11 protein-coding genes are annotated in these 17,507 nt (G+C 60.1%); all 11 read right to left on the bottom strand.

All coding sequences use genetic code 11. The annotated features are described in order from the left end of the window. On the bottom strand, positions 1-3,070 hold a 3,070-nt coding region (locus G0P99_RS04625), incomplete at its 3' end, for a filamentous hemagglutinin N-terminal domain-containing protein (RefSeq protein WP_370462706.1). A 13-nt stretch (positions 3,071-3,083) separates the two neighbouring features. Then, a complete protein-coding gene (locus G0P99_RS04620; RefSeq protein ID WP_370462705.1) occupies positions 3,084-4,811 on the bottom strand; it encodes a ShlB/FhaC/HecB family hemolysin secretion/activation protein in 1,728 nt (575 codons plus the stop codon). Between the two features lie 442 nt (positions 4,812-5,253). Then, positions 5,254-8,865, bottom strand: coding sequence for a calcium-binding protein (locus G0P99_RS04615; protein WP_164128171.1), 3,612 nt, complete (start codon positions 8,863-8,865; stop codon positions 5,254-5,256). A 249-nt stretch (positions 8,866-9,114) separates the two neighbouring features. Next, positions 9,115-10,392: an organoarsenical effux MFS transporter ArsJ gene (gene arsJ / locus G0P99_RS04610; RefSeq protein WP_164128168.1), complete on the bottom strand. Its 1,278-nt coding sequence runs from the start codon at positions 10,390-10,392 to the stop codon at positions 9,115-9,117. Continuing rightward, positions 10,389-11,387 (bottom strand): ArsJ-associated glyceraldehyde-3-phosphate dehydrogenase, encoded by a 999-nt coding sequence (locus G0P99_RS04605; RefSeq protein ID WP_164128166.1) that lies wholly within the window; start codon positions 11,385-11,387, stop codon positions 10,389-10,391. The genes arsJ and G0P99_RS04605 overlap by 4 nt, the downstream gene beginning before the upstream one ends. Further along, positions 11,384-12,229 (bottom strand): helix-turn-helix domain-containing protein, encoded by an 846-nt coding sequence (locus G0P99_RS04600; protein ID WP_164128164.1) that lies wholly within the window; start codon positions 12,227-12,229, stop codon positions 11,384-11,386. The genes G0P99_RS04605 and G0P99_RS04600 overlap by 4 nt, the downstream gene beginning before the upstream one ends. Before the next feature lie 333 nt (positions 12,230-12,562). Then, positions 12,563-13,291: a CDP-diacylglycerol--serine O-phosphatidyltransferase gene (pssA, locus tag G0P99_RS04595; protein ID WP_164128162.1), complete on the bottom strand. Its 729-nt coding sequence runs from the start codon at positions 13,289-13,291 to the stop codon at positions 12,563-12,565. Between the two features lie 7 nt (positions 13,292-13,298). Next, positions 13,299-13,991: a phosphatidylserine decarboxylase gene (locus tag G0P99_RS04590; RefSeq protein ID WP_164128160.1), complete on the bottom strand. Its 693-nt coding sequence runs from the start codon at positions 13,989-13,991 to the stop codon at positions 13,299-13,301. Next, positions 13,988-14,404: a diacylglycerol kinase gene (locus G0P99_RS04585; protein WP_164128157.1), complete on the bottom strand. Its 417-nt coding sequence runs from the start codon at positions 14,402-14,404 to the stop codon at positions 13,988-13,990. The genes G0P99_RS04590 and G0P99_RS04585 overlap by 4 nt, the downstream gene beginning before the upstream one ends. Beyond that, positions 14,401-16,095 (bottom strand): phosphoethanolamine transferase, encoded by a 1,695-nt coding sequence (locus G0P99_RS04580; protein ID WP_370462704.1) that lies wholly within the window; start codon positions 16,093-16,095, stop codon positions 14,401-14,403. The genes G0P99_RS04585 and G0P99_RS04580 overlap by 4 nt, the downstream gene beginning before the upstream one ends. Before the next feature lie 166 nt (positions 16,096-16,261). Then, entirely contained in the window at positions 16,262-17,458 is a 1,197-nt protein-coding gene (locus G0P99_RS04575; RefSeq protein WP_370462703.1) for a M20 aminoacylase family protein, read from the bottom strand. Positions 17,459-17,507: the final 49 nt, after the last annotated feature.

Here is a 17,507-nt window from a genome sequence, read left to right as displayed (position 1 = left end):
CGCTCAGCACGGTGGCCACGCCGTAAGCGCTCGTCGCATCGTCCGCCGTCACCACCAGCGGTGCGGGCGTCACCGTCGCGCTGCCAACCAGATCGACGACTCGATAGGGTATGCCATCAGCGCTGGTCAGCGGCGAACTGTCGACTGTGAAACTCGTCGAACCGACGGTGGTGCTGGAAAACGCGAGCGTCTGGAAAATCGGCGAGGTATCCAGCGTATCGCAACACCCGTCGAACACATATTGGGCCGGGCCGCCGTCGACCGTTCCGGTCGCGACCGCGCTGCCGGTCTGGCCATACTGCACTGTCAGCGGATCCGGTTGGGCAAAGACGACCGGAGAGGTGCTATAGTTGACCGGATGGAACCCCGTGTCGCCGGGGGCCCAGACATTGCTGAAATCCCACCCCAATGGTGAGCCCAAAGCGATGAAGGTTGGCGTATCCTGGAACTGGCCGGTGTTCAGCCCGGTGGCTCCGGGGCTGCTGGCTACGCCAGAGATGTCCACATCCCAGAAATTGCCCGAAGTGCCGCCGCTTGACGTGTCGCGACCCAGGAAACCACCGGTAGCAAAGCTCATCGCGCCCGATGTGGTCACCATTCCCGTGGAATAGGACCGGACGAGGCTGCCCGAATTGTCCCCTGCAAAACCGCCCGCAAAGGCGCCAGCGATGCTGCTGAGCGACGTATCCGTGACCGTCACGTTGCCGCGCGCATAGGAATCCGCGATCTGGCCAAAGGCGTCATTCTCGCCGGCAAAACCGCCCGCCATGATGCCCGACGGCGTATCCAGATTTAGGGGATTGGTCACCACGACGTTGCCCGTCGCATGCGATCGGACGATCGTTCCTCCTTGGTTTCGTCCGACAAATCCTCCGACCGCGTGTGGCGCAGTGATGGAACCTGTATCGAACGAAACGTCCACCGACGACAGGCTGTCTTGCACTGTTCCGGTGTTCTGGGCGATCAGCCCTCCGGCTGCGTCGAGTGTCGCGCTGACGACACCGCTACTTCTGCTGTTGCGAACCGTTCCATTGTTGGTCACGGCCAACACCGCAGCCATGTTCCCGGCTATGTCGGCGTTTTCCAGCGTCAGGTCCGTGACCACTCCACTGCTGTCTATCGTGTTGATCAGGGCAGCAGGGCGGAGCCGAAACACCTCCCCATCAAAGCTAAACTGCGAGCTGAACAGACCGGAAACCGCGAAACCGGCACCATCCAGCGTCCCGCTGAGCAGCGGGATCGGCTCGAACCCGTTCCCGGTAAAGATATTGGTCCAGCCTGCTGTGCCGCTGGCGTCGATATCATTGGCCAGGACAGCGTTTGATCCGGACAAGCCAGGCGTCGCCAACCCCTGTAGGCCGTAGACATCCGTTATCCGATACGGGGTGGCGGCGCTGCCATCGCCCCCCAGGGCCCGCAGGAACGTTCCGCAGCACACGACCTGAAAGTTCGTCGCGGAAAACGACGGCAGCGTACCGACCTGGCTCCAGAACCCCGAAGACAGGCTAAAAGACGCCACATCGATCGTACTGGCCGCGTTTGTCACAATATCGGTCGCGGCGTCCAGAACGATCCCGCCGCTCGGTGCGCTGATCGCACCGTTGAGAAAGATGCTGTTCTCTGCGCGCAGCGACAGGATCGTCGCCGCCAGCCAGTTGAGATCCGCATTGATGAAGATATCGCCGGGATCGGTCGCAACCGCATCGAACGTATCGAGCGTCACATTCCCGAGTTCAAGATTCGCCTCCAGCGTCGTCTCGCCACCGGCACCGGGGTTGATCGTGATGTCCTGCGGATCCAGCAGCAGCGTTCCCCAGCGGCCGTATCCGGCGCGTGTGTCGGCAAGCCCGCCATAGGACAGGACCCGGCTGCTGGAGACCTCGATGAAACCACCATCGCCGCCGGTTTCACCGCCGCGCGCCGACAATTGTCCGTCAAAACGCGTCTCGTTGTCAGACCAGACCGCGATCCGCCCGCCATCGCCCGCTCCAAGCGCGTCGGCGCGCAGGCTGGACGCGCTGTCGACGTCCACCGTCAACGCCCGCAGCAGGTCGCCAGCCCCCGAGAAATCACCGCCAATCCTGATCAGGCCACCACCATCCTGGGCACTGGCGTCAATCTCGGCGCCAGCCAGGGTGATGTCACGTCCAGTCACGGTTATCTCTGGTCCCCGCGGCGGTCTGCGCGAACTGGCCACGGCCAGGGGCGATTCTGACTGACGCGTGGAAACCCGGCCGGTCACACGCACGGACCCTCCGCTGCCGCCGCCCAGCACGATAGTGCCATTTCGCACCGAGACCGACCGTGCCTCGGCCACGCCGGACAGGTTGATGGCCTGACGCACCGCTTCGCGAGCTGTCGCGGCCCGCATTTCAATCAGCCCGCCATCGGCGCTGGCCAAACCCGAGTTTGAGATGAGGGCTTCGCCGTCCTCCTCGCCAGCGGTCGGGATCGCCACTTGCAGGAACTGGTCGCCGGACAGGTCCAGCATCACCCGCTCACCACTGGCAAAGCCGATCCGGCCCATCGGAACGGTGACAATGCCCGAGTTGCGCACCCGCCCCCCCAATAGCGCCGCATAGCCGTCCGGGCCGATAATCACGCGTCCGGCATTCGACACGGTGGCCGAAGAGCCGTTACCCTGGAACCGGTATCTGCCCGCCAGAAAGTCCTCGTTCGTGATATCCAGCGTCGAGGCCACAAAAGCCCCTGCATTGACCGTTCCGTTTGGGCCGATGAAAATGCCGTTCGGGTTGACCAGATGTACCTGCCCGTTCGCCGTCAGCCTGCCGTGAATATCGCTGCGGGTGTTTCCTGTGACCCGGTTCAGAATGCTGGATTGTGCATTCGGCTGGCGAATGTCGACATGGCTTTCCGATCCAATCGAAAAACTGTTCCAGTTCACCACCGCTGAATTGCTGGACTGGTTGATCACCATGCTTTGCGGCGCGGGCTGGGCGATGTTGACCGAACCGCCAACAACCGTTGCCCCCGTGGGCAGCGTGGATTGGGCCCATGCGGGAGCCTGCCAGACAAAGGCGGCAACACCGCACAACAGGATCCGGCGCACCGATCCCTGTGACTTAGAAACGAATGTTCCCCGAGATGCTAAAGCGGTTTTCGTCAGGGATACCATCGTCGCGTTCTCCTCTGCCATATTCGATCCGCAAACTGCTTGATCGGAAAAGTGAGTTCGTATTCGACAAGAGATCCACCCCGATCCCGTAGAAGACCGCCTTGGTACGGGCCTGCTCCAGAACCGTTGGGTTTTCGAGGATCGCCTGGCCGGCCCCGGCAAATAGATAGGGGCTGATCTGAAAATTCCTTCCGGCAATTGAGACCGGGTAATTTGTCGACAATTCCGAGCGCAGCACCCAACCGCTGTCACCGCGCAGCGTGCCGGAATCCATCGTCGACACCTCCTGGCTGCCGATCAGTGAAAACTGCTCCGAGGTCAGCAGAGGGTCGCCAAACGAAGACTGAAATCGCCCCGAAACCGACAGGCCTATCTTTTCGGACAAGGCGCGCCGATGCGAGAACGATCCCGAAATCTTGGTGAAAATCGCATCCGCACCTGCCCGCGACAACGGCGTTCCCGCGCCGACATCCGCCAATGTCCGGGCGCCAAGCGCGTCTATCCCGCGCGACAGAAACAGGCTTGCGGTCGAAAACGCCTGATCCAGATGCAGATAGGTAAGGCTGAGACCCGCACGCAGGATGGTCAGTTGATCTTCGTAGATCTGCGCCCCACCCAACAGCGACTGGTCGTCCCTTTGCATGTCCAGGGCCAGTTGCCCGGTAACGTTCAGTTGACGTCCGCGGGTCAGCGGGTGGATCAGGCGGAGCGACAGCCGGTCGAAATTCGACCGGGTCGCCGGTGTCTCGTCGGGAGTCGTGTCGCTGGTCGTCGCCTCGATGTTCAGATAGGTGCCGTAGCGGCCAATGGGGTATACCATACCGCCCGCCAGGATCCGGCTGCGCGGATCGCCGGAAAAGAACCCTTGGTAGTTGCCCGAGATTCGGCCATAAAAGGTTTCCCCCTGCCCCAGGGCGCTGTTCAGCTCACCCCCCAGTTCCAGGTTGAGCCGACCCAGTTCCGGGCCAGTTGGATTGCCGAAACTTGCAAACCCCGTAACCCGCCTGTAATCGGCTTCAAGCCCGATAATCGTGGAACCTGGTGCGCTGCCAGCCGTCAGCCCCGATCTAAGCGCGGTTCCCGGCACATCTCCGGACAGCAGCAGTTGCCGCTCAAGCTCGGCGCGCGTCAGTCCCGGTCTGTTGACCAGCCCATCGGTAAGCCGTTTGACCCTTTCGCGGATTTCCGGTGGCAGGCGCTGGGTATCGACTGTTTCGATGTATCCGTTCACGATCGCTACACGCAGCTTGCCGCCGTCACGCAGCGTCTGTTGCGGCAAAACCACGCGTGTCAGCACATAACCCGCCTCGGCATAGGCAGCTTCGAGGTCTGACGTCGCCTCGAACAGTTCCGATGCGGGTATCCGCCCACGGGTGAGCCGCTGAATGAACGCGTCGTTGGCCTCGGCCATCTGCGGCAAGGGATCTGTCAGATCGACCCCGGACAAAGTGATACCGATGTTTTCCAGCCCGGCTGGCGTGCGACCGCCCGCCTGCCCCGACAAGGCTAGGGAGCCATCGAGCCTTTGCAGTGAAGGCGTGAAGCTTTGCGGTGTAATCTCGCTCGCCGTTTGCGCCTGTGCCGATAGCGCAGCTATGCAGAGAGCAACCGCCGTCACCGGCAATCGGACGGGTTTCAGAACGTCCACAAGGCCTATAAATGTCTTCTGAAGCACATGCGTACTCGGATAAATAAAAGGTTTATCTCATTGCAATCATATTGGAGAGAGTCCGTTGTGTCTGTCAACTGTCGCCACGTAAACCTATCCGTACGTATGTGTTTGGCAGGACTTTCAAGGGCCCCGGCACTCAATGGAACGGCCTTGGAACATTGCCGCTGACGCAGCAGCGTGGGCCCAATCTTCAGGCCACAGACGGCGATCGCCTGCTCTCCTGCTCGTGCGATCGGCAGATTTCTCGAACAAAGGAGGGGGGGCCTAATCCGAACAACCGGCTGCACATCGTCCCGCGCCGTGTTGGAGCGCGCCGGAACGCGCGCCGCCGTCAATCCGAATTGCCGAACGTGCAGGAAAGCGCCGGGTAAACGGGTCAAACACAGTGATACACGTTTCCTGCCACACCAATCCCATGGCCTCCCTAGGGCGCTACCTTTAGGTCTCACGTCAGCAGGTCAAACACATCCGCTCCGATCTGGAGGTTGATCGAGGACTGCCCCCCACCATCCACCAGCGCCCACATGATCTGGCCGGTGGGCCGGTAGATCACAAACGCCTCTTGCACCGCATCTTCTCCAGCGCGCTCGCCTTCCGCATTTGCGGTATGCGCCAGGTTCACCTGGAAGTCGTCGCGGATGGCCGACGCGTTGCCGAACACCAGTACGTCTCCTTCGGCCGCGTCGTAATCCTGTACCCAGTCCGAACCATGCCCCGCGACGCCAAGGTGAAAGAATTTGTCCGCCCCGGTGCCGCCATTGATCCGGTCGTGACCAAAGCCACCGTTGAGGAAATCGTTGCCCGCATTGCCAAAGATGAGGTCCGAAAAGGCCGAGCCGGTGATCGTGTCATTGCCGCCCTGTCCAATCAACTGGTCCGCGCCAAAGCCACCAGCTATGACGTCACTACCGTCCATTCCATAGATCAGGTCGTTGCCATGGCCGCCGTCTATCGTGTCGTTGCCGGCACCGGCATAGACCGTGTCGGCCAGGTCGTCGCCGGTGTCCGCCCCCGGGGCCGCACCATGGATAATGTCATCCCCGTCGCCACCATGCAGTTCGTCCCGGCCCTGATGGCCGGCCAGTTCGTCGTTTCCATCCCCACCAAACAGCGTGTCGTCGCCGCGACCGCCGCTGAGCGTATCGTCGCCGCCCTGTCCGTCCAGCCGGTCGTTGCCGTCATCCCCTCCGATCTCGTCAGCGCCATCACCGCCATCCAGCGTGTCATTGCCTTCGCCGCCCCAGAGAACGTCGTTGCCGTCATCGCCCCGGCCCAACTCGTCGCCCGGTCCACCCTGTATTGTGTCGTCGCCAGAGCCGCCTTCCAGCGTGGACGCACCCCACCACCCCATCAAGGCATCATTTCCGTCGCCACCGTGCAACAGGTCCCCGGCACCCTCGCTGCCGCCCGAGGACAGAGTGTCGTTGCCCGGCCCGCCGTCCAGCGTGTCATTTCCAAAATCGCCGGTCAGGTCATCGTTACCCAAGCCGCCAAACAAGCGGTCATCACCAAAATCTCCGTCCAGACTGTCGTTCCCGGGACCGCCATAGACGACATCGTTGCCACTTTGGCCATTGATATCGTCATGCCCCACACCCCCGGCAATCGTATCGTCCGCGACGGTGCCCCGGATGGTACGATTGTACGCCCCGGCATCCAGCAGGATGCTGAACACGCTGTCGCTGCGGTTGGAAAACTGCATCTGTTCGATATCGACCAGGAAATCCCATTGATCATCGCCCGCCGCGGCCTCCCGGGCCCTTACCACCACTGCCGGGCCGGAAAGAGTGGTGCCCTCCGGCAGGTCGGGGATGGAGCCGGTATATCGTGCGTCATCCGTCAGGTAGAACTCGTAGTCCCACCATTCGCCGGAGAATACCGCGATATCGTTGCCCTCGCCCCCCTCCAGCACATCGACACCCTGACCGCCGATGAGAGTATCGTTTCCGGCGCCCCCTTCGAGCAGGTCGTTCTCCTCGTCGCCGGACAGAGAGTCGTTGCCGCCCAGACCACGCAGCGTGTCCGCGCCAAACCCGCCGGACAGGGTGTCGTTCACATCGTCGGCACCTTCGATCAATTCATCAAACGCGCCGGTTTCCCGCCCGGTCTGGATCACCAGTTCGTCCGGCGTCATCACACGGTCGGCAAATACCAGCCGCTCGACCCCCAACAACAGGTTCCGCCCGTCCCCCGCACGATCGTTGCGCCCGGTGACGGCATAGACCGGCCCCATGCCGCGCAGGTGCTCAGGGATATCGGCCTCCTCCAGCAACTCACCGGTATAGTCCGTCGGCGACCCCAGCCAAAAGGCCGTGTCGGTTCCCTCGCCGCCGATCAGCGTGTCATTGCCCGCGTCGGCGCGGAACATGTCGTCGCCCGCCTCGCCCCGCAGCAGATCGTCACCCGCACCGCCCAGAAACCGGTCATCGCCCGCGCTGCCGGTCAGCGTGTCATTCCCGGCCTTGCCATCCACGAATGCCGGTTCGGAAAGGGTTTCGTCATCCGCCGCATCGGTCAGCGCGGTCGGTGTCAGGTGGCGGAACCCCTGACCATCCAGATGCTGCCCGACATAGGTGTCACCCGCCTCGCCCGCGTGTTGCCACGCGACCGTCAGCAAACCATCGGGACCGGTTGCGAACTTCGCCCAGATGTTGCGGTGGTCGGCCAGCCTGACGGTCGGACTTTCCGGTTGTCCCTGCGCGTCATAGGTAGACAGCCACAGGATATCCTCCCGGTCTCCGTATTCGGTCACCACAGGGCCCACACCTTGGTGAAGGATCGAAACGCCTCCGTCCTCGCGGATCTCGGCCGAAATGATCGCGCCCTCGGCATCGTCCGCCTCACGGGTGCGCAGCGTTATGCTTTCACTGCCTGTACCCCCGGGTGCAACGCTGTGCAGCGAGACGTTTCCCAAGGCAGAGGTCTGGAACAGCAATGTTCCGTCGGCGCGCATCTCGGCATCATGGAAGCCGAGCCAATTGACATAGCTGTTCGTGTACCGGGCCACCTCGACATCCGATCCCACAAGCGCGCCCGTGGCGTCCAGTCGCTGCATCCGGATCGACACGTCGTAAACAGTAGGCCCACCCGGTGGGTCGTCATAGACCGCTTCGCCATAGAGAACGACAAATCCACCCGCCGGATCGGCCACGACGCTCCAGCCGCCCAGGTCACCGTTCCGGGCGTGGCCCAGCGTGTTCGCCTCAGTGTGCGGGCTTGCGACCACAACCTGTTCGGTCCCATGAGTGCCATCGGGATTGATGATCCGAACGGTCAGCGAGGATAGTTCCTCGGGGAAACCACCCCACGCGTCCCAGGGTCGCGGATAAACGGCCAGCAAGGAGCCATCTGCCCCCTCAAACGTCTGAACATGGTCAATCGCTTCGGGTATGCTGCTGTTGATATACCCAATATCCCGATCCAGATGGCCGACCCCGGGGTTGGTCCAGACCATGGCATCGCCAATGGGGGTTCCATCGGCCCCGAACCGTTGCAGCAAGGTGTCCGGATCGGGGATGGTCGCCACCGTGTACCCACCCCCAGAGACCGGTTCCCAAGGCTTGGGCGGACCGGACCGGAGCAGCCCTATACCACCGTCCGACGTTTCGAACAGTTCGACCCTTGGAATGTAGGTCTCGAACGTGGCCAGATCCTGCGTCCCGTCCAGTGATCCATCGCTTTCCAGCCGCACAACGCGGAGCGTGCTTTCCACGTTCTCGCCGGCCCCCAGAGCATAGGCGCCCCACTCGTGATAAGAAGTGCCATCCACGAGGAAGAAATGCAGCAGAACCGAGCCGTCCGCCGCCTCGGCAAACCGGACATCGAAAACACCGTTATCCCGAGGAACGGTCGCCAGCGTCTGCGGCGTGCCAACCGCTTCGCCATCGGGTCCGAAGACGGCGTATGTTAGGACACGGGACCCGGCATTCTCTGTGAGCGTCGCCACCGCGACGCCGCCGCCAGACAAGAGCTGCCAGGTTGAACTGGATCCATCGTCAGGGGTGAGGTTCAAATTCTTCGCTGCAAAACGCTCTTCAAGAAAAATCGACTGGGCCATCATTCACTCCCAAGAAACAAAACAACTTTGTTCCAATATGGCCAGAGGGCGCCCAGCGGTCCAGTTGATAAAAGCCTCACTTTTTCCCGGTCGTGATGGGAGGATCATGGCTGGATGTACCGTTGGCGAATCAGGTCTCTCTGATGCCGCAGCCGTGGTGAACCTTCACTTTGCGGTACTCTGCCGGCTGACCTGGGTGCCGCAACCGGTGGTCAGGATATGGGCCCGCCCGACGCCGTTACACCCTGCTCACCCCCCCACCTCAAAGGAGGCCTCAGGGCTAAGTCGGCTTGCCGCCATGGCCGAGAGCGCAATCATGACCGTAGCCGTACCCAGCATCAGCCCGAGTCCCCCGACCTGATAGGTCAGCCCGGACAGAACGGTACCCATCAGGCGCCCGCCTGCGTTCGCCATGTAGTAGAACCCGACATCCATCGTCACCCGCTCGGCCCGCGTGAACGCCAGAACCAGGTAAGAATGAAGCGACGAGTTCACCGCAAACACGGCACCAAAGACCAGCAACCCCGCGATCAGCGTTACCGTCAGCCAAGGCTGAGGTCCGGAGGCAATCAAGGCAACCGCCGTCAGTGTTGCCGGGACCAGCGAAAGTCCCCACGTCCAGCCGCGCACCGCCGCGATCAGTTCGGCCTCGGGACGTGTCGAGGCGTTCAAAAGTCTTGGTGCGGCCGCCTGGACCCCGCCATAAAGGACAATCCATAGCGCCATGAATGTACCAATCAGATAAAACGCTGTACGATTTCCGTCTTCGGACCCGTCTGACAGAACCGCGTAGAAATAGATGGGAATCCCGACGACGAACCAGACATCCCTGGCCCCGAACAGAAATAGCCGGGCGAGGCTGAGGCGGTTGATGTTGGCGGATTTCGAAAAGATTTCCGAGAACTTCGCCCCTTTGCGCCCTTTCGGCAACCCCGATGGCATCGCAATAAGCAGGGCCAGAAGGACAATCGCCAACCCGATTGCCATTGCGAACAGCGACCAGACAAAGCCCAAGGTTCCGAGAAGCGCGGCGCCCAGCAGAAAACCCAGTCCCTTCACCGCGTTCTTGGACCCTGTCAGCACCGCCACCCACTGGAACAGCGCGCCGTCCTTGTTGGGCGCCAGGAGCTTCACAGCGGATTTCGAGGACATCTTGGCCAGGTCCTTGGCGACCCCAGAGGCCCCTTGCACCAACATCACATATGCCACTGACACGCCCAGCGCCCAATCCGGATCCAGTCCGGCCAGCGCCACGAGGGCGACCACTTGTAACCCAAGCCCTGCATAAAGGGTCGACGTCAGCCCGAAACGGGCCGCGATCCAGCCCGCTGCCAGGTTCGTGACCATGCCCGCGATCTCGTAGATCACAAAGAGATAGGCCAGTTGCACAGGCGAGAAACCAAGCGTGTGAAAATGCAGCAGCACCAGCATGCGCAACGCGCCATCTGTCAGCATGAAGGCCCAATAGGCCGCCGTGACGGCACCATAGGCGGCGAGGCCGCTCGGGCGCTGCTCTTCCGGCGTCAAAGAGAAGCCCCTACCATAAACGCCACATCGACCAGCCGGTGCGCATAGCCCATCTCGTTGTCGTACCAGGCGAACACCTTCAGCTGGGTTCCGTTGATAACCATCGTCGATGGCCCATCTATGATCGTCGACCGTGTATCATTTGTGTAATCGGCAGAGACAAGCGGTCTGGTCTCGAAACCCAGAATGCCCTTCAGCGGCCCCTCGGCGGCGGCGGCAAAGTAACCATTGACCTCCTCCACGGTTGTCGCGCGCTCCAGCTCAAAGACGCAATCCGTGAGAGAGGCGTTCAGCAGCGGAACCCGCACCGCCTGGCCGTTCAGACGACCTTTGAGCTCGGGATAGATCAAGGTGATCGCCGTGGCCGACCCCGTGGTGGTCGGAATGAGAGAATTCAAAGCCGAACGGGCTCGGCGAAGGTCTTTGGCAGGCCGGTCCACGATGGTCTGAGTATTGGTGACATCGTGGATGGTGGTGATCGAACCATGGCGAATGCCGATTGCCTCGTGGATCACCTTGACCACCGGCGCCAGACAGTTGGTTGTACAGGAAGCCGCCGTAACGATGCGGTGCTCGGCCGATTTGTACACATCCTGGTTGACGCCATAGACGATGTTTGCGGTCGGCCCATCCTTGACCGGCGCGGAAACGACAACCTTTTTGACCCCGGCATCGAAATAGGGCTGAAGCTTGGCTTCGGTCTTGAACACGCCTGTGCAGTCGATCACCACATCCACCCCGTCCAGCGGCAGTCTCGACAAGTCTCGCGTTCCGACAAAGGGTAATTTCGTGTCGTCAATCGTGACGCTGCTTTGGTCAAAGGCAAAGCGAGCGTCCCAGCGGCCATGCACGGTATCGAATTCGAGCAAATGCGCCTGCATTGCTGTGTCGCCAACGGCATCGTTGATCCAGGCAATCTCGGCGCCGCGCTCTAGAAGTGGTTTCAGAGCGAGTTTGCCCATGCGACCGAGGCCATTGAGCGCAAAAACAGTCATGAGTTTTCTCCGGTTTCCGTTCGCGCGAGGTCATCCAAAGCGCGTTGAAGCGATATCTTGTCGAGCGAAGCAATCGGCAGCGCGGCGAAGGCCAGGATCCTGTTGCGAAGCGCGCCATATGTCTGATGAAACGCGAGGTTCCTCTCCGCGACCTTGCCCTCGATTTTCACTGGATCGGGTACCCCCCAATGGGCATTGACCGGTTGACCGACCCAGGCCGGGCAATCTTCGTTCGCTGCCTGATCACAAACCGTGAAGACAAAATCGAACGTCGGCCCATCCGGCCCTTGAAACTCTGTAATGCTTTTGGCCCGCAGGCGCGAGATATCATGCCCGTTCTGTTTCAGGACCTCTAGCGCGAAAGGGTTCAATTCGGACTTCGGCTTTGTACCGGCGGAAAAAACATCGAACCGGTCGCCCGCTTCTTTCCGAAGGATTGCTTCGGCAAAGATCGAACGGGCAGAGTTTCCGGTGCATAGGAACAGAACCCTGTATCTGGATCGCGTCCCCCGCCCAGCCGGTTCGGTGCCGGGCAACGCCGACAGGCCGCACAACTCGGCCCGGCCCCTGCAACAATCAAGAAACAGATAGTCGAAGGTGTGTCGCACTTCCTGCATATCGACCGAGTATCGTAGCGAAGTGCCGTGGCGCTCCTGGGTGACAAGCCGTGCCTGCATCAACGCAGACAGATAGGCCGACAAGGTCGACCCCTTGAGATCAAGGGCCTCGGCCAGCTCGCCAGCTGGCACCTGATCCGGATAACGCCGCACCAAGAGCCGAAAAATGGCCAGGCGTTTTGGGTGGCCCAGTGTGGTCAGTTGATGAGTGATATCTATTTCCATATTTCGTGAATATCAGAAATAAATAGAGCATCAAGACAGCCAGCACGCTGTCAAAAAAATTTCATGATAGCCGATCACGCTCCGCGATGACTCTAATGTGACCGGCAGTTGGTTCGAGAGCACCGCAAGGCCGATTGACAGCGGCGGATCGAAGATCCGCTGTCAGTCTGTTGCCGGGGACAAAAGTTGGCGAGCAGGCATCGCCCAGTCGCATTTAGCCCGACTGTCACTGGCAAAAACGCAATAAGCGTCACAATCACCGCCTACAGCGCTGGCCGAAGGTTCTGGGCCTCGGCCATCTCGTCAAATGTCAGTTGCAACCGGCCCGCTGACTTAAGCGGGTTTCGATTGTCGCGCCTGCTTCAGATAGAAAAATGGCAGCGTGGCCAGATACAGGCAGTTGGCGACAACCAGTGTGGGCCAGGGATTAGTGATCAAGCCGTAAACACCGATGATCCCGACCAAGGCGACCGGAATAAGCATCGATGATCTGAGACTGACATACTTTATCGAGATCGTGGGAATCGTGCTGATCGCCAGCAGGCCAACCCCGACAATATACACTGTCCGAACAAATGGGTGCGTCGGGGTTCCTAGGGCGCTCAACTGCATGAAGATCGGCATCAGCGCCAGACAGGCCAGTGCAGGGGCCGGAATCCCGACAAAGAAATCGTCGCTCTCGCCGGTCTTTCTTGCCACGTTGAACCTTGCGAGCCGCAAGGCGCAACAGACCACGATGATCAGCGACGCGATCCACCCAATGCTGGCATACTCCGTGTCGGCGTAGAGGTTGTTATAGATGAGTATGCCCGGAACAACGCCAAAGTTGAAGAAATCAGACAGCGTATCGAGTTCCGCCCCGAAGTCACTCACCGCGTCCAGCAAACGGGCCATCTTCCCGTCCAACGCATCCAGTACCATCGCAAGCAAAAGGAACGAAAGTGCACGTTCCAGTTCGCCTTCGATATCCAATCGCAGCGCATTCATGCCAGCGCCCAAAGCGCCCATTGTCACCAGGCTGGGGATGACGCGTCGAAGCGCAAGGGGTAAGTTCAGTTTCATATGCCTATCAAATTGGTGTCCCGGGCATCATCTGCGATGGATTTGAAAGATCGGCCAGAATCGTCTCTCCTGCAATTGCTATTTGACCAACGGACACCCGGGGTTTGACGCCAGCGGGAAGAAAAACGTCCAAACGGCTGCCAAAACGGATCAGGCCAAAGCGTTCGCCCACCCCGCACCGGTCGCCTTCGCGCACGAAACATACGATCCGACGCGCAACCAGACCAGCGATCTGAACAACACCGATGCGCGTTCCATCTGCCGCTTCGATCGTCAAACCGTTGCGTTCATTGTGAATACTGGCCTTGTCCAGCGACGCGTTCAGGAATTTGCCATGATGATAAGCAATGTGACGGACCACACCTGTGATCGGCGCTCGGTTTACGTGGCAATTGAAGACATTCATAAACACCGATACCCGGATCAGAGGCGCATCGCCAAGGCCCAATTCGCTTGGGGGCACAACTTCCTCGATCAGAGAAACGATCCCGTCTGCCGGAGACATGACCAAAGACGGTTGTTTTGGAACGATTCGGACAGGATCGCGGAAAAAGTAGTAGCACCAGATCGTCACAGCCAGCCCGGGCCAGAAGAGCGGCGCCCATAGGGCCGTTAGCAGAACCGTCACAACGGCAAAGGTGGCCACGAACTTGCGGCCTTCCCTGTGCATCGGCACTGCAACGATCTTGAACATGTTCATAGGTTGTCTTTCATTATCAGGGCAAGCAACCGGGCTAAGACCGCTACGATGAACACCGCGTTTGCAGCAAGCAAACACATTGTCGCAAGCGAACCCAGGTCCTTGGCGTCGCGCGCGAATACCTGCCAGTCAGGCGCAAGGTGGTCAACGATAGATTCAATGGCCGTATTCAAAGCCTCTGTTGCAACGAGGCAGAAGAAGAGAACAAACAGCAACGCGATTTCCTGCCCGCTGGCGCCCAGAAAGGTAAACAGCATCAGACAGGCCAGAAACGCTGCGACGATATGCCGAAACGCCGTCTCCCGCCAAAGACGCCTTGCCCCGGCGACAGAGTAACCGGCGGCCTCAAAAAGATGCGGCAGTCCGGTGACCTTTGGCGGTCGTGGATGTGTGCGTCCCTGTTTCTCGGTCATCGACTGGCAACCTTGTCGTCTTTCATGCAGCGCGCGAAGATATCCAGGCCTGCATCCCGCACGTCTGTAGAAACGTCAAGCATCCCGAGAAGGCTGTGAAACAGGTTGTCATGAGACAGTTCGGTGTCCCTTTGATCAGCAAGACAGGACTTGTCTATTGAAAACCGTTGGCTGAACCTGTCAGACAGCCACACGATCATCGGTACCTTGGTTTGGTATTCCGGCGCCATGAAATAGGGCGCGCCGTGCAGGAAGAGCCCCCCTTCCCCCAGTGACTCGCCATGGTCTGATACATACATCAAGACCGTGTCGGCGCGGCTCTGGCGGTTCAGAACGCCAATGGCTTCGGCCAGAAACTCGTCGGTGTATGCAATTGTGTTGTCATAACTGTTGACGATTTCCTCGGGCGTGCAGTTCATGAATTCTGCCGTTCGGCACGATGGGGTAAACCGTTCAAAGGCTGCCGGGTAACGCAAGTAGTAAGCTGGCCCGTGGCTTCCTATCTGATGCAGCACAAGTACCGTGTCCTGAACGATCGTCTCGGCATAGTTCTGCAATGCGCCCAGAAAAACGCCGTCCGCGCACTCGCCTTGCCCGCAGAACTCGGGCACCGACATGCTGACGAAAGACTTTGATTCAATCCGGTCGGCGACCCCCTTGTGCCCGGTGTTGTTGTCCCACCATTCCAGGTGGAAACCCGCATGTTTGAAGACATCCAGAACGTTTTCGGTCGAAACGCCGCGTTCGTATGTGTACCTGCCCCGACCGAAGCTGGAAAACATGCAAGGCAGGGAAACGGCGGTTGCGGTACCGCAAGAGTGCACATTCGAGAATGACACGACCGGCAGGTCCGCAAGGCGCGGGTTGGTCTTTACATTGTATCCGTTGAGACTGAAATTCTGCGACCGCGCGGTTTCCCCGACGACCACGACGGCGAGCACCGGATTCGCGCCAGCGCCATAGGACGAACCTTTTACGGCGTCTTCACCGATTGGCGCGATTACGTCTTTTCTGACCTTGGACACCATTCGCGCATAGCGGACGATCCCCAAAAGAGGCGCGCCGGGTTGAAAGCTGCTCAGCAGGTCTTTTCGCTCGCGGACAACGGCGGCGTAGGACTTCATGTCGAGCGCAAGCACGCCCACGGCAAGGCTCATTCCCACAACAAAACCGACTAAGGGCGTCGCCAGCGTGCGAAGCATTCCTTGGGGCTTGGGCCGGATCGTCAGGATGATGGCTGCGGGAACCAGCCCAAAAACCACCAAATGCAATACGAAACCCAGGGTGATCAGGTGTTTCGACTCGGCGAATGTCGTGACCGCGACGTTCTGGATCATGTCCCGGTCGACAACAATGCCAAGTGTGTCCACGTAGTAGGATGAGACCGCACTGAGTACGACAATCACCACCAGAAAAGGCTTTAAGACCCAGGAAAAGCCGAACAGGCTGAAAATGCTCAGCATCAGCAGGAAGAGCGCGAGAACAAATCCTGAAAACGCGAGGCCGTGGCCGAAAAAAACCTCTGCCCCGATCATCCAGAATGTGTGGTTGGCTGTTGCGAAAAGGAAAACGAGTATCCACGCCGACAGAGCGATTGGAGAAAGTGTGAAACTGTCACGCAGCTTGACTGGGTAGGCCAGCAAAGTTTGGAAGGGTTGCATCGCACGCGCCGGGTTGTTTCTTCGCTGCACCTTCCATCACCACAACCTTACAATAACCTTTCGGCAGTCTTGTCAGACTGCCCGGGCGAGCATGTTATATACGACATTTCGGCACTGGCGTACCGGCAGGTCTTCAACAGTCCAACCGCGCAATCATGATTGCAGATACCCGGTCAGCCGTGACCGGGTGTGCAAATCAGCGTCTTGGCAGCAACCGGTCCACCAGCCCAAGCCAGTAGCCCACGCCAACGGGAATTGCGGCATCGTTGAAGTCGTAGTCGGGATAGTGAACCATGGCATTGTTGCGTCCTGGCTCGTCGGTTCCCATCCAGATGTAGTTGCCCGGGCGCTCGTTCAGCATGAAGGAGAAATCCTCTCCTGCCATGCATGGCTCGCTCTCTCGCAGCACCCGGTTTGCGCCCACCAGCCCCTTGGCGACTTCGGCGGCCAGATCCGTTTCGGCAGCATGGTTGACCGTCGGCGGGTAATTCTTGCGATAGTCGATGACCGCTTCGGCGCCGAAACCGCTGGCAATTCCTTCGGCCAGCGCCCTGATCCGTGCCTCGGCCATGTCACGCGTCTTGCTATCGAAATAGCGGACCGAGCCACCAATGACCGCTTCGTCCGGCATGACCACATAGGCGTCGGACCCCTTGAACATCGACACGCCAATTGTCGCCGTTTCATGCGGCGACACGTTTCGCCCAGGCACACTCTGGATCGCGGTGACAAGATGCGCGGCCGCAAGGACCGTATCCACTCCAAGATGCGGCAGCCCCGCATGGGTCCCCTGCCCTTTGATCGTGATATCGAAATAGTCGATGCCCGCCATGATCGGCCCGGAAAGCGCGCAGAATTGGCCAAGCGGCATCCCGGGCCAGTTGTGCAGTCCCCAGACGGATGTGCAGTCTGCCACATCGAACAATCCTTCGCGCACCATCACTCCGCCACCGCCGCCGCCCTCCTCGGCCGGTTGAAAGATCACCGCCACAGAGCCTGCGAAATCCCTTGTCTCGGCAAGGATTCTGGCCGTGCCAAGCAGCATCGCGGTATGCCCGTCATGGCCACAGGCGTGCATCTTCCCAGGATTGACCGATTTCCACGGAACATCGCCATGTTCCTGCATCGGCAGCGCATCCATATCGGCGCGCAATCCGATCATCGGGCCGTCCTGCTCTCCATGAATGATCCCGATGACGCCTGTGGTCGCGATGCCGGTGACGACCTGATCGGCACCAAAGGCCCGAAGCTTTTCCGCGACGATTGCCGCTGTCCGCGTTTCCTGGAAACCAATCTCCGGGTGCTGATGCAGATCGCGCCGCCAGGCCGTTATCTCTTCGTGCAGGTCGGCGATACGGTTGTGGTGGCGAGAGGAAATCAGGGGTTCGGTCACGGCAAGCCTCCTGTAAAGCATGGGAAAACTCTTAGCGAAAGAGACGCCG

Origin of the sequence: Ruegeria sp. PrR005 (assembly GCF_010500245.1) — a bacterium.
GTDB lineage: Bacteria > Pseudomonadota > Alphaproteobacteria > Rhodobacterales > Rhodobacteraceae > Ruegeria_B > Ruegeria_B marisflavi.
Note: the sequence above shows the minus strand (reverse complement) of the source record. Positions and strands in the feature narration are given on the sequence as shown.

What these genes read in the sequence shown, in the direction of transcription:
- G0P99_RS04615 (WP_164128171.1), bottom strand. Translation starts at nt 8,865, where the DNA reads ATGGCCCAGTCGATTTTTCTTGAAGAGCGTTTTGCAGCGAAGAATTTG.
- G0P99_RS04605 (WP_164128166.1), bottom strand. Translation starts at nt 11,387, where the DNA reads ATGACTGTTTTTGCGCTCAATGGCCTCGGTCGCATGGGCAAACTCGCT.
- G0P99_RS04600 (WP_164128164.1), bottom strand. Translation starts at nt 12,229, where the DNA reads ATGGAAATAGATATCACTCATCAACTGACCACACTGGGCCACCCAAAA.
- pssA (WP_164128162.1), bottom strand. Translation starts at nt 13,291, where the DNA reads ATGAAACTGAACTTACCCCTTGCGCTTCGACGCGTCATCCCCAGCCTG.
- G0P99_RS04590 (WP_164128160.1), bottom strand. Translation starts at nt 13,991, where the DNA reads ATGAACATGTTCAAGATCGTTGCAGTGCCGATGCACAGGGAAGGCCGC.
- G0P99_RS04585 (WP_164128157.1), bottom strand. Translation starts at nt 14,404, where the DNA reads ATGACCGAGAAACAGGGACGCACACATCCACGACCGCCAAAGGTCACC.